This window comes from Paenibacillus naphthalenovorans (assembly GCF_001465255.1).
Taxonomy (GTDB): domain Bacteria; phylum Bacillota; class Bacilli; order Paenibacillales; family NBRC-103111; genus Paenibacillus_G; species Paenibacillus_G naphthalenovorans.
The window spans coordinates 4,373,176-4,385,752 of the sequence record NZ_CP013652.1; the positions used below are offsets into that span (position 1 = coordinate 4,373,176).

At 48.2% G+C, this 12,577-nt stretch carries 12 protein-coding genes; 9 read left to right on the forward strand and 3 right to left on the reverse strand.

Annotated features, from left to right (window positions below):
* Positions 1–51 precede the first annotated feature (51 nt).
* Positions 52–1,242: a glycosyltransferase family 4 protein gene (locus tag IJ22_RS21440; RefSeq protein ID WP_062410255.1), complete on the reverse strand. Its 1,191-nt coding sequence runs from the start codon at positions 1,240–1,242 to the stop codon at positions 52–54.
* Positions 1,239–2,063, reverse strand: a complete 825-nt coding sequence (locus IJ22_RS21445) for a DUF6492 family protein (RefSeq protein ID WP_062410256.1) — start codon at positions 2,061–2,063, stop codon at positions 1,239–1,241. Before IJ22_RS21445 ends, IJ22_RS21440 begins: the two co-directional genes overlap by 4 nt.
* 304 nt (positions 2,064–2,367) lie before the next feature.
* On the opposite strand from IJ22_RS21445, the gene IJ22_RS21450 reads away from it, so the two are divergent.
* From IJ22_RS21450 to IJ22_RS21475, 6 genes are all read left to right on the forward strand, one after another.
* Positions 2,368–3,387 carry a methionine ABC transporter ATP-binding protein gene (locus IJ22_RS21450; protein ID WP_062410257.1) on the forward strand — a complete coding sequence of 340 codons (1,020 nt, stop codon included), beginning with the start codon at positions 2,368–2,370 and terminating at the stop codon, positions 3,385–3,387.
* A 25-nt stretch (positions 3,388–3,412) separates the two neighbouring features.
* A complete protein-coding gene (locus IJ22_RS21455) occupies positions 3,413–4,042 on the forward strand; it encodes a methionine ABC transporter permease (RefSeq protein ID WP_054817054.1) in 630 nt (209 codons plus the stop codon).
* A gap of 33 nt (positions 4,043–4,075) precedes the next feature.
* Positions 4,076–4,927 (forward strand): MetQ/NlpA family ABC transporter substrate-binding protein, encoded by an 852-nt coding sequence (locus IJ22_RS21460; RefSeq protein ID WP_062410258.1) that lies wholly within the window; start codon positions 4,076–4,078, stop codon positions 4,925–4,927.
* Positions 4,928–5,106: 179 nt separating this feature from the next.
* Positions 5,107–6,420 carry an ATP-binding protein gene (locus IJ22_RS21465; protein WP_062410259.1) on the forward strand — a complete coding sequence of 438 codons (1,314 nt, stop codon included), beginning with the start codon at positions 5,107–5,109 and terminating at the stop codon, positions 6,418–6,420.
* Positions 6,421–6,641: 221 nt separating this feature from the next.
* The gene (locus IJ22_RS21470) at positions 6,642–7,175 is read left to right on the forward strand and encodes a YceI family protein (RefSeq protein ID WP_054817004.1); all 534 of its coding nucleotides are present in this window, start codon (positions 6,642–6,644) and stop codon (positions 7,173–7,175) included.
* Between the two features lie 265 nt (positions 7,176–7,440).
* Positions 7,441–7,641, forward strand: a complete 201-nt coding sequence (locus tag IJ22_RS21475) for a cold-shock protein (protein ID WP_054817005.1) — start codon at positions 7,441–7,443, stop codon at positions 7,639–7,641.
* Between the two features lie 126 nt (positions 7,642–7,767).
* Here the strand turns inward: IJ22_RS21475 and IJ22_RS21480 are convergent, their stop codons facing one another.
* On the reverse strand, positions 7,768–9,201 hold the full coding sequence (locus tag IJ22_RS21480; RefSeq protein WP_062410260.1) for a catalase: 1,434 nt from the start codon (positions 9,199–9,201) through the stop codon (positions 7,768–7,770).
* Positions 9,202–9,435: 234 nt separating this feature from the next.
* Between IJ22_RS21480 and IJ22_RS21485 the strand changes: the two genes are divergently transcribed.
* From IJ22_RS21485 to IJ22_RS21495, 3 genes are read left to right on the forward strand one after another with little or no spacing between them, the layout of a single operon-like run.
* Positions 9,436–10,263, forward strand: coding sequence for an electron transfer flavoprotein subunit beta/FixA family protein (locus IJ22_RS21485; protein WP_062410261.1), 828 nt, complete (start codon positions 9,436–9,438; stop codon positions 10,261–10,263).
* Positions 10,263–11,297 carry an electron transfer flavoprotein subunit alpha/FixB family protein gene (locus tag IJ22_RS21490; protein WP_062410262.1) on the forward strand — a complete coding sequence of 345 codons (1,035 nt, stop codon included), beginning with the start codon at positions 10,263–10,265 and terminating at the stop codon, positions 11,295–11,297. Before IJ22_RS21485 ends, IJ22_RS21490 begins: the two co-directional genes overlap by 1 nt.
* Entirely contained in the window at positions 11,281–12,576 is a 1,296-nt protein-coding gene (locus IJ22_RS21495) for an FAD-dependent oxidoreductase (protein ID WP_054817007.1), read from the forward strand. The genes IJ22_RS21490 and IJ22_RS21495 overlap by 17 nt, the downstream gene beginning before the upstream one ends.
* The last annotated feature ends 1 nt before the right edge of the window (position 12,577 follow it).

Below are 12,577 nucleotides of genomic sequence, written 5' to 3' on the forward strand. Positions count from 1 at the left end.
TGCCGAAATCTTTTTTTAGTACAAGTAAACCTGCCTTATAATGGCGGTCGCTCATCCATGGACGAATAGACGTTTTCTTCTTATTCGGATCACCTTTTCGATAGCTTGTTTTAATGTGAATCCGGCACGGAGCCAAGATTGATTAAGCATATCCCTTCTGCCTTGCCTTCCCTTCTGTCTACAAAGACCCGGGTTTCGATACGCCAATCTCATTTGTCTTTTTAGGCTCTGAATATCCGCTTCCGCCCAGCGTTGTCCTTTTTGTGCGAACAAATGGCGGAAAGTAGGTGATATGGAGTGCCGGCTATTCATGCTGATCGCCGGAGGTCTAAGCTGATAACGGATGAAAAATGAATTTCCGGAATGCAAGAAGTCCATGTGTCCGCCCCATCCGGTAGCGATAACGGGAACACCGCTGGACAGCGATTCAAGAAAAGGTAAGCCTACGCCTTCCCCTCGGGAAGGCAATACAAAGACATTCCCCAGAGTATATATCCCTTTCATCTGATGCTGCCTCAGACGATGTGTGATAATGGAAACCGGAGCAGTTTTTTTGCGGATTCGAAGCATTTTTTTGTAATTGCGAATTTTATTTTTAATCCATTCTTCCTTTTCAACCCGGCTGTATCCATTCGTTTTGATTACTAAAGCGACTCGATCGGCGGAAGAAAACTCTTCCCAGTAGGCTCTTAATAAAGCCTCGGGATTTTTACGGTGTTGGAAACCAAATATGGAAACAAATATGAACCTTCCTGACAGCTGTTTTAACAGCAGCTTCTTATTCTTCGGCTTAAAAATATGGATATGCACTCCATGCGGGACAATAAATAGGGGTACCTTCACGCCGCTATTTCTCATGGCGACCTTATTATGAAGCGAAGGGACGAAAACGGCATCAAACTGATTGATATTAGGCAGCCAGCAGCACGGTATTTTGGTTGTTTCCCATACGGTATTCAAAATGATGTAATCGTAACGTTTTCTTTCCTTTTTCAGGTTAATGGTATTTGGCGGATAATGATATATTAAAACCTTGGGTTTGTTTTTGGCGTATGGCTTTTGTGCGAATTTCGCAAGCAAGGTATTTGTTCTGTTTGGTGTTCTGGTCAACTGATGCGTTTTCACATCCACTTTCACATCCACGCCTCGCCGCTGCAAAGCAAGAACATACTCTCTGCTTGCTATTCCAAGACCGCTGGCTCTACTTACAGGCCCTCTCCATACCACTTGATAAGCAGTCATTGTACCAGTCCCTTAGGTTTTCTTGAATACCACTTCCGCTTGTGGAAGGAGATGGACCTGAATTTCTTAGCCAGCTTCTTGATCTTGGACGGGGATAACTGTGAAGCATTCATATTTAAACTTTTGTTCAAAGCCTTCTTAAGTATGAGCTGGCCGGGGGATCTGGAGTAGAGGAAGTTCCCATACGTTTCAAATTCGGAAAAAGCAAACGGTTTGGACTTGTCGCTTTGGCGTATAATCGCCCGGTACCAGCTTGTATGATGTCTGGCTTCAATAGCCTTCTTCAGCTTGGCAAGCTTTGATTTATCAAACAGCATATAGTGGGTGACAAATGAGACGGGCGAAGAGGCCTTGGTTCCCAATAGCTTTTTGTAGGTTTTGAAATATTCATTCTGGCTCCAATTTCGGCAGTAAAACACGGTTTTGCCACCGGTTCTAAACCTGTGGGGACGAATCAGTACCGTATCGGCATCGATGACCAAGTAAAATTTTTGGGAACCTAAGGAATCGCCGCCGAGCTTTAATAGCTGCTGGTAAAGCCAGCCCGACTTATCCCATTTCCTGGAACGGTAATGAATATGCTTTTTGGTAATCGGCAGGACGGCAGTCTCATTGATAAATCGGCACCCTTTATGGCGGCATATGTTTTTGATTTTTTGGCTGTTTGGAGAAACGATCATAATGCTGCCTATAGGATGCTTTACATGCTTTCTGATGGCATCAATCACATAAGGGAGTGTACCCGAATCCTTCTCAATCGCCGGGATGAGCACATCGATTTTGGTTTTGCTTTTGGGCGGGTTCTGAGTTGGAAGTCCCATCTCTTCATCTCCATTTGCTTGATACTGTAGTAAATGATCTCCACTATAATATGTCTTTTTTAAGGGAATGGTTTGGGCAAAAGGGACGGCGTGAGGTATATATGGAAATGAAAGTGCCGCTTCTAGACAAAATATCCAATCCATATTTTATTGACAGGGTCTCATGCAAATAGTATGATTTATTCAATCTGAACCATTATACAATTACGGGTATGATCGACATGAACATAAGCGGAAGCGATGTACGTCGTATGGGTGACGCCTTTTTCGATCGAAAAAGGTGTTTTTGCTTGGGGGGGACGATATGATTCAACTTATTGATTTGCATAAAGAGTATAAGACGAAAAAAGGAATGGTCCTCGGTGTCGATCGTGTCAATTTAACTATCCGCAAAGGGGATATTTTCGGCATTGTCGGTTACAGTGGAGCCGGTAAAAGCTCGGTGCTCCGGTGTATCAACCTGCTGGAGAAGCCTACCTCGGGCAAAGTGGTGGTCGATGGCGTGGATCTGACGTCGCTTTCGAAGGAAGAGCTAAGAGTCGCCCGCCAAAAAATCGGGATGATCTTCCAGCACTTTCATTTGATCACCAGCAAAACGGTGTTCGAGAACGTGGCTTTCGCGCTTAAAGCTGCGGGGAAACCGCCATCTTTGATCGACAAGCGGGTCACCGAGCTCTTGCAGCTGGTAGGACTGGCTGACAAAGCGGAGCATTACCCGGCCCAGCTCAGCGGCGGCCAGAAGCAAAGGGTAGGTATAGCGCGGGCATTAGCCAATGATCCTCAGGTGCTGCTGTGCGACGAGCCGACCTCCGCTCTCGATCCGACCACAACCCAATCCATTTTGTCGCTGCTTCGCGATATCAATAAAACCTTAGGCCTGACTATCGTACTCATCACGCATGAAATGGAAGTGGTGAAGGATTTATGTCATCACGTCGCCATCATGCAGGACGGAAAAATTATTGAAGAAGGCTCGGTTTATGAGATTTTTGCCAATCCGGTTCAACCGTTGACCCGGGAATTTATTGCCAACACGCTGGAGTTCAAACTGCCCCGGAAATTATGGGACAAGCTCGATCCGGCCGGGAAAGTGGTCAAAGTATTATTTCGCGATGAAGCGGCTGAACAAGCGATTATTTATGACATGCTGAAAGCGAGCGGAATCAAGGCGAACATCCTGCATGGCAAGATTGAATATATCGGGGACAAGCCTCTGGGCACGTTTATTATGGAAGTGACAGGAGAACCCCTGGAGATCGACAACGCGCTGCAATATCTGGTGGATCGATCCTGCGGAGTGGAGGTGGTAGACCGTGTCGAGTAGCGAATTCCTTCAATTGTTGCCCGATATGCTCAAGGCCTTTTATGAGACCTTGTACATGGTCGGCATCTCGCTCGGCGTCGCCATCGTGTTGGGTATACCGATAGGAATACTGCTTTTTGTCAGTGACCGGGGATTGTTCTCCGAGAATCGTACGCTCAATGTGGTGGTAGGATTTGTGGCGAATATGATTCGTTCCATTCCGTTTTTGATCCTGCTCGTACTGCTCCTGCCGTTCACGCATTGGATTCTCGGGACGACCATCGGCCCGACAGCGGCGGCGGTTCCGTTATCGGTGGCGGCCATTCCTTTCTATGCACGGCTGGTAGAGGCATCGCTGCGGGAAGTAAACAAAGGCGTTATCGAAGCTGCGGTGGCGATGGGCGCAAAGCCGTGGCTTATTATCCGTGAAGTGCTGCTGCCCGAAGCCAAATCGGGAATTATTTCGGGATTGACGATCACGGCAATCAGCCTGATCGGCTTCTCCGCTATGGCCGGTACGGTCGGCGGTGGAGGGATTGGCGACCTGGCCATTCGTTTCGGGTATTACCGGTACGATAATCAAGTGTTGTTTACAACGGTTATTTTGCTGATCGTGTTAGTTCAAATCATTCAACATATCGGGGATTGGGCCGCACGTAAAGTAGATAAGCGTTGAGATAAATATGATTTCAAAGGGGGAAGGGAAACCATGAGAAAGCATGCTGTACTCATGATGATTCTGGCATTGGTTTTATCTTTGCTTGCAGGCTGCGGAACCAAAGATGCCGGGAGTGACAATGGCGCCGATGCGCCTAAGCAAGAGCAGAAAAAAGCATTAAAGATCGGAGCAACGGCCGGCCCTTACAGCGATATGGTCGGTAAAGCGATTAAGCCGATTATGGAAAGCAAAGGCTACACGATTGAAGTTGTGGAGTTTAACGATTACGTTCAGCCGAACAAGGCGCTTGCCAACGGCTCGATTGATGCCAACCTGTTCCAGCACATTATTTATTTGAAAAAATTTGCATCGGACAATGGTTTGGATCTCAAAGAAGTGATCAGTGTACCGACGGCTCCAATGGGACTGTATTCCAACAAGTTTAAATCGCTTGATGATATCAAAGAAGGCAGCACGTTAACGGTCGCCAACGATCCGGCCAACCTGGCCCGCACGCTGCTTATGCTTCAGGATATCGGATTGGTTACCATCAAAAAGGATGCCGATCCGTCGAAAATATCCGAAAAGGATATCGACCAAAACCCGAAGAAGCTTGTTATTAAACCGCTTGAAGCCGCTCAATTGCCGCGTACTGTAGATAGCGCCGATTTGGCTGCGGTACCGGGCAACTTTGCACTTGCCGCCAAGATGGATCTGACCGCTGCTTTGAAATTGGAGAACATGGCGGAAAACTACCGCAACGTACTGGTTGTGAATACGAAAGATGTCGAAACTCAATTCGCCCAAGATCTGAAAGCTGCGATTCAATCGCCGGAGTTTGAGAAAACGATCGACGAACAATTCAAAGGCTTCTCCAAGCCGGAATGGATGACAAAGAAGTAATAAAAATTAAGGCTCTCCGCTGAGGGGGCCTTATTTTTTGCCGTCGGGATGCGCAAAAATTTGGAAAATATGAATTTAAAAATCGACAATTTTTTTGTATAATATTTGTAAATACATATTCAACCAGGTAGCGCTGTCTTTCCCATTCTTGTAGCTTTTTTTTACAATGAGGTGCTGACATGAACGGAAATTCAATCATGCAATTAACAAAAAAGTTACAAGTATCAAACGGCGGGCATATTTTATACTTTTACGATGATTTGCAGCATTATCTAAATAATGCGCTTTCATATATTGTCACCGGTCTGGAACACGATCATCATATTCTGTTTATTGACTCCGAAGAGAAAAATCGTCTGATTGAGGAAAAGCTGAAGCAGATTCTATCGAATGAACAACGGTGTAAGGTGCATTTTTATGACCGATGCGTTTTTTATGGGGCGCACGGAGATTTTAACAGTCAAACCATCGTGAATCAATTCGGTGAAATGCTGCAGCCTTTTTTGAGTAAGCATATTTCTATACGAACGTGGGCCCATGTAGATTGGAAGGAACAAGAAGGTATTGCAGATTTGCTTGAGAAGCACGAAGTGATAGCTGACAGCAATGTTTACGGAATGGGATTGTTATCCATCTGTGCCTATGATGCGAAAAGTGTACCTGCGTCACTTCTTATGAAGTTAATGAGAAGCCACGAGTACCTGATGACGGACAATGAACTGATTCGTTCCAATTTATATAAGAATACAGATGAAACGGTGATATTTCCTTCCCTTTCGGTTCAGTCCGAAATGCAATCCGAAATGGATTTATATAAGCAAAAGCTGGATTTTGTTCATGTGGTGTCCCACGAAGTCCGCAATCCGCTGACGATTATCAAAGCGTATGCTTCGATGGTGCTTAAATCGGAGTCTCATCTAAGTCCGGGCAGCATAGAAAAGATGAAATCGATTGCCGACTGCGTGGATATTATAGATAATGAAATTTCATATATCATCTATACGGAACAGATGTTATCAAACGACTTATTATGGAATAAAGAAATGATCTGGCTTTTGCCGAGTATACAAGAAGTCATCGATTTTATGAGTATTAAAGCGAGAACGCAAGAGATTCAGCTTGTTTATACACTGGATCTGAAAGGAAACGAAAAGCTTTTCAACAATACCATCGGATTTAAATTAATATTGTCGAATTTATTGAGCAACGCGATAAAGTATAGTCATGAGCATTCCAAAGTCATATTCTCGGCCGTCAGTGACGGGAAGAAAGTAGTGATGAAGATTAAGGATCATGGTGTGGGCATGCATGAACACCAGCTTCAAAATTTGTTTCAAAAATACGGGAAATTCAATCAAGAAAAAAGCGGTCAAGGGATTGGTCTTTACATGGTAAAGAAGCTTCTGGATCATTTTGAAGGCACGATCCATATCCAGAGTACATACAATCAAGGTACGGAAGTAAGGGTTGAGCTGCCGTTAGCCGAATCATAAAGTCATGAGTGGGATCACTCTTTTACAGCCTGTAGACAGCATTCCTCACGGAATGGGATTCTACGGGCTGTTTTTTTATTTTACGCAGATAGAAAAAAATAATTTTGGGTAAATTTCCAAAATATTGATTGACAAAAGAAGGATAAAAGAATACAATTAATACTAACATACTAATAGTTAGATGTTAACTATTAGTAAGTAAAAATAGGGAGGTTGTTACAATGGCTAAAACAAAATGGATTGTCGACCCTACGCACAGCAGTATCGATTTTACGATCAGACACATGATGATTGCGAAGGTAAAGGGGACCTTCCATACCTTTGAAGCGAATATTGAAGCCGACCCCACAGATCTGACAACCGCTGACGTTCAATTTAGTATCGATTTAAGCAGTATTGACACCCGGAATGATGATCGTGATGCGCATTTGCGTACAGCTGATTTTTTTGATATCGAGAAGTATCCGAAACTGACCTTCCAATCTACCCAAATCACGAAAACAGGTGACGGGGAATACAATGTGACCGGCAATCTGAACCTTCATGGCGTCACTCGCCCTGAAACATTCTCCGTTACATTTGAGGGTCAGGGCAAAGATCCTTGGGGAAATGAGAAAGCCGGATTCAGCGGTCAAGGCAGCCTGAAGCGCAGCGACTACGGCTTAACCTGGAACGCGGCATTGGAAACAGGAGGCGTGCTCGTCGGAGACGAGGTTAAAGTTTCGATTGAGATTGAAGCGTCGAAACAAGCCTGACATGGATATATAAACAGCATGCCGGATCCCTGTGAATCAAGGGCACCCTATCGGGTGTCTTTTCACATACCGGCGGGGAAAGGCCGATGGCCCAGACAGTTGCTTTTTGAAATAAACTGTGGTAAAGTTAGAGAAATTGGAAATTTGAAACCGCAATTCACATATTGAAAAGGGGATCATTTTGAAGATGGAACTTTTTTCAATATGTGAATTTTTTTTAAAGAAAAAAGGAACATGTTAAATTATCTATTGGAGGTTTTTCACAATGCAAACAGGTACAGTAAAATGGTTTAACGCAGAGAAAGGTTTTGGCTTTATCGAAGTTGAAGGGGGAAACGATGTATTCGTACATTTCAGCGCGATTCAAGGCGATGGCTTCAAGACGCTTGACGAAGGCCAACGCGTGGAATTCAACGTTGTACAAGGCAACCGCGGTCCTCAAGCCGAAAATGTTGTAAAGCTGTAAAGCACATACCGTCTTAGCCATAAGACAGCAACCACAGGGATCGTCTCCAGAAAGGCGGTTCCTTTCGTGCTGTCATAAAGCGAAAGCCCTTATCGATAACGATAAGGGCTTCGTCTTTGCCGGGATTTAACCTAATCCCAGACCTTCTGCGATTCTCGCTCCGTAATCGGGGTCGGCTTTGCGGAAATGCCCGATTTGCCGCAGTTGAATCTCCGGTTTCACAGGCTTCATCGCAGTGACAATGTTGTCGATCAGATCCGCTTGTTCGCTCTCGCTCAATAAACGATACAAATCGCCGGCTTGCGTGTAATGATCATCGCGATCATACGGGTAGCTGTCGACCGCACCGGATACCGGCAGCGGCGGAGCTTTGGCTTCCGGAACCTCTTTCGGGCCGTTAAAGCTGTTGGGCTCGTAGTTGACCGAACTGCCGCCGTTGTCGTCGAATCTCATCGCCCCATCCCGCTGATAGTTGTCTGCAGGGCTTATCGGACGGTTTACCGGTAACAGATTATGGTTTGCTCCCACGCGGTACCGGTGCGCGTCGGAATAGGCAAACAGCCGGCCCTGCAGCATTTTGTCCGGGGAGAAACTGATACCGGGCACCACATTTCCAGGCGACAGCGTTGCTTGCTCCACTTCCGCGAAATAGTTTTTCGGATTCCGGTTCAATACGATGCGTCCGACCGGGATCAAAGGATAATCCTTCTGGGACCACACCTTGGTCACATCGAACGGGTCGAAACGGTACGTATCTGCATCCTGCAGAGGCATAATTTGAACGTACAGCGTCCAGGACGGATAATCCCCTTTTTCGATCGCTTCAAACAGATCCCGGGTTGCGTAATCCGGGTCCTCGCCGGCGATGCGGACGGCTTCCTCCCGGCGAAAATTCTGAATGCCCTGATCGGTCTTGAAATGGTATTTTACCCAGACGGCTTCGCCCTGCTCATTAATCCATTGGAACGTATGGCTGCCGAACATGTGCATATGACGATACGATTTGGGTGTGCCGCGGTTGGAGAACAAAATGGTCACTTGATGCAGCGATTCCGGGGAAAGAGACCAGAAATCCCAGATCGCGTTCGGGTCTTTAAGATTGGTTTGGGGATTGCGTTTCTGCGTATGGATAAAGTCCGGAAACTTCAGAGGATCGCGAATAAAAAAAACAGGCGTATTGTTGCCGACCAGATCATAATTGCCGTCTTCGGTATAGAATTTGATAGCCGTACCGCGAGGATCGCGTTCGGTATCCGCGGCGCCTTTTTCGCCGGCGACCGTTGAGAAGCGGATGAAAACCGGTGTTTGCTTGCCAACCTCGGATAAGAATTTGGCCTTGGTCCACTGATTCACGGCATGCGTGACTTCAAAATAGCCGAAAGCGCCTGCACCTTTCGCGTGGACGACCCGCTCCGGAATGCGTTCGCGGTTAAAATGAGCCAACTTTTCGAGTAAGTGCACATCTTGGATCACTACAGGCCCGCGTTGGCCGGCCGTTTGCGAATTCTGATTATCCGCGACAGGGCTTCCACTGGATGTCGTTAACTTTTTTTTGCCCATATCATCAACCTCCTCTTCAAATGTCTAATTGATGTGTGATGGTCATGTTGTGCATATTCTGCACGGCGGTTCGAAATTGCTCGATCCATCAAGGCCGGCGAGCGTGTGGAGCCGGAAAGAACACTCACGGCGGGAAAAGCCCGGAGGAATGAGGAATCCCATGCATTTTATTTGTATTAGCCATATATACTGGATTATGACTACTTCCTAGGATGATAGGGCGGGTGATGCGCATTGCTTCATATTGTCGCTTGTATTAAACAGGTGCCGGATACGAAAATCATCAAGATGAATCCGAAGACCAATACCATGGATCGTGCCAGCGCGCCGGCGATCCTCAATCCCTATGACGCTCATGCGGTGGAGGAGGCGGTTCGGCTCAAGGCAAAGTACGGGGGAACGGTCTCGGTGCTGACCATGGGGCCGCCGCCGGCGGTGAAGGCGATTAAAAAATGCATCGAAATCGGAGCGGACGAGGGCTATATGATCTCCGACCGCGCGTTTGCCGGCGCCGATACGCTGGCGACCAGCTATGCGCTGACGAAAGCTTTGGACAAAATCGCCAAGCTCCGGCCGATCGACCTGATCCTGTGCGGTAAAATGACCATAGACGGAGACACGGGTCAAGTGGGTCCCGGGATTGCCAGGAGACTCGATATTCCCCCGCTCACCTCGGTCAAGAAGATCGTGGAGGTGCGGCGGGAACAAGGATATTTGATCGTACACCGTAAGCTGGAGGACGGCTATGAGGTTGTCCGATCGACATTGCCCTGTCTGCTTTCCGTGGAAAAAGAGATTAACGAAGTTCCTTATTCTCCGCTGCCTAACGTGCTTCGGGCGGCACGCTATCAACCGCAAATATGGTCGGTGGGCGATCTGGACGATGTTGACCGGACTCAGCTTGGATTAAAAGGGTCGCCGACGATTGTTTCCTCCGTGTGGGCGCCCCAAAAGCCCCAAGGGGGGACCATTCTGGAGGGTGGACCGAAGGAACAGGTGAAGGGATTGCTCGGCATTTTGATGGAAAAGAAAGAATTGTTCCAAGCAAGGGGTGAAGCTTGATGAGCTTCGAGGACTACCGGGGTGTCTGGGTGTATATCGAGGTGAAGGAAGGCCAGGTCGCTCCGGTTTCGCTTGAATTGTTGGGGGCGGGGAGAAGGCTGGCGGATAAACGGAGAACGGAACTGGCCGGGGTCGTCATCGGCGAAGGCGTGAAGCCCTTGGCAGAAACGGTATTTGCATACGGTGCGGATACGCTCTATGTATACGATGACCCGATTTATAAGCATTACCGTACGGAACCGTACATGAAAGCCTTGCTCGCGTGCACGCAGAAGTACAAACCGGAAATTATTCTGTACGGCGCCACCTCGACCGGAAAGGATCTGGCGAGCGCGGTGGCTACGGATCTGCCTACGGGACTTACCGCCGATTCCACCATGCTGGATGTGGAAGAAGACACCGGTCTGCTGCTGGCCAGCCGTCCTGCTTTCGGAGGCAACATCATGGCGACAATATTGTGCAAGAAGTACCGGCCTCAAATGGCTACCGTTCGCCCGAAAGTTATGAAAGCGCTATTCCCGGAGCCTGGCCGAACGGGAACGCTGGTAGAAGAATCGATTCCGCTGCAGGAAGAAGAGGTTCGCACCAAAGTGTTGGAGATCGTTCGGGAAACAGCCCGCAGAGTGCGCATCGATGAAGCGGATATTGTGGTAGCCGGGGGAAAGGGAATGGGAGGACCCGCAGGATTTCAGCTGATACATAAGCTGGCCGAAGTTTTGGGAGCCGCCGTAGGGGCCAGCCGGGATGTGGTCGAAGCGGGATGGATCGGGCATCATCATCAAGTAGGGCAGACCGGTGTAACAGTCACGCCGAAAATCTACTTTGCCGTCGGCATTTCGGGGGCCATCCAGCATATCGTGGGCATGCAAAATTCCGGATTAATCATAGCGATCAATAAGGATCCGAATGCTGCGATATTCCAGAACTGCCATTACGGGATTGTAGGCGATGCGTTCGAGATCTTGCCCCTGCTGATTGAAGAGTACACAACGGCCTTGGGTGGAAAGGAGGACGGGTATGTCCGAAAAATTTGAATGCATCGTCGTCGGTGCCGGCCCTGCGGGAATTGCCTGTGCCTATGAGCTGGCCAAGGCCGGAGTGAAGGTGCTGCTGTTGGAGCGAGGCGAATATCCGGGCTCGAAAAATGTGATGGGCGGCGTGCTGTACCGGCAGATGATGGAGGATGTCATCCCGGAATTTTATAAAGAAGCTCCGCTGGAGCGGCCTATCGTCGAGCAGCGGTTTATGATGATGGATAAGGAATCGGCCCTTACCTTCGGTTATAAAGGAATGGAATGGGGACAGGAGCCTTATAACAACTTTACCGTGCTTCGGGCCAAATTCGATCAATGGTTCGCTCAGAAGGCGGTGGATCAGGGCGCACTGCTCGTGAACGAGACGGTGGTGCTGGAATGCATCGTAGAGGACGGCCGCGTGGTGGGCGTGCGTACGGACCGTCCGGACGGGGACCTGTATGCGGATGTCGTGATCCTGGCGGACGGAGTGAACTCCTTGTTGGCGAAGTCGCTCGGGTTTCACAGAGAATTCAGGCCGGACGAAGTGGCGTTGGCTACCATGGAGATTATTAAGCTGGACCGCAAAATCATTGAAGACCGCTTTAACCTGGAGCAGGATCAAGGGTGTACCATCGAGCTGTTCGGCGATGCCACCAAAGGGATCCTGGGCACAGGATTTCTGTATACCAATAAAGATACGCTCAGCATAGGCGTCGGCACTTTACTCTCGGGACTCATCAAGCATAAAATAAAACCATACGAGCTGCTGGAATATGTCAAACATCATCCGATGATTCGTCCGTACCTCCAAGGGGGCGAACCCCAGGAATATTTGGCCCATCTGATCCCCGAAGGCGGTTATTATTCCATGCCTAAGGTTGTCGGAGACGGCGTCCTTGTCGTGGGTGATGCCGCACAGCTTGTCAATGCGATTCACCGGGAAGGATCGAACATGGCGATGACCTCCGGCCGTTTGGCTGCCGAAACGGTCGTGAAGGCCAAAGAAGAGGGAGATTATTCCGAGCGCGTGCTCGATCATTACCGCAAGCGGCTGATGGACAGCTTCGTCGGTCAGGATTTGAAAAAATATAAAGACGCCACTCACCATTTCGACCGCTTTCCCCAATATTTCGATCAATATATTCCCATGATGAATCGAGCGGCCAGCCAAATGTTTACCGTAGACGGTTCCTCCAAGAAAGAGAAGCAGAGGAAGATATGGAATGAGATCGGCCCGGTCAAAGAGAAGCTCAAAATCGCCCGCGACCTATACCGGGCATGGAAGGTGATGAAGTGAG

Excerpts from the sequence above, each read along its gene's own strand:
- IJ22_RS21480 (WP_062410260.1), bottom strand. The coding sequence starts at position 9,201 with ATGGGCAAAAAAAAGTTAACGACATCCAGTGGAAGCCCTGTCGCGGAT.
- IJ22_RS21490 (WP_062410262.1), top strand. The coding sequence starts at position 10,263 with ATGAGCTTCGAGGACTACCGGGGTGTCTGGGTGTATATCGAGGTGAAG.
- IJ22_RS21495 (WP_054817007.1), top strand. The coding sequence starts at position 11,281 with ATGTCCGAAAAATTTGAATGCATCGTCGTCGGTGCCGGCCCTGCGGGA.
- IJ22_RS21455 (WP_054817054.1), top strand. The coding sequence starts at position 3,413 with ATGCTCAAGGCCTTTTATGAGACCTTGTACATGGTCGGCATCTCGCTC.
- IJ22_RS21445 (WP_062410256.1), bottom strand. The coding sequence starts at position 2,063 with ATGGGACTTCCAACTCAGAACCCGCCCAAAAGCAAAACCAAAATCGAT.
- IJ22_RS21475 (WP_054817005.1), top strand. The coding sequence starts at position 7,441 with ATGCAAACAGGTACAGTAAAATGGTTTAACGCAGAGAAAGGTTTTGGC.
- IJ22_RS21440 (WP_062410255.1), bottom strand. The coding sequence starts at position 1,242 with ATGACTGCTTATCAAGTGGTATGGAGAGGGCCTGTAAGTAGAGCCAGC.
- IJ22_RS21460 (WP_062410258.1), top strand. The coding sequence starts at position 4,076 with ATGAGAAAGCATGCTGTACTCATGATGATTCTGGCATTGGTTTTATCT.
- IJ22_RS21450 (WP_062410257.1), top strand. The coding sequence starts at position 2,368 with ATGATTCAACTTATTGATTTGCATAAAGAGTATAAGACGAAAAAAGGA.
- IJ22_RS21470 (WP_054817004.1), top strand. The coding sequence starts at position 6,642 with ATGGCTAAAACAAAATGGATTGTCGACCCTACGCACAGCAGTATCGAT.
- IJ22_RS21465 (WP_062410259.1), top strand. The coding sequence starts at position 5,107 with ATGAACGGAAATTCAATCATGCAATTAACAAAAAAGTTACAAGTATCA.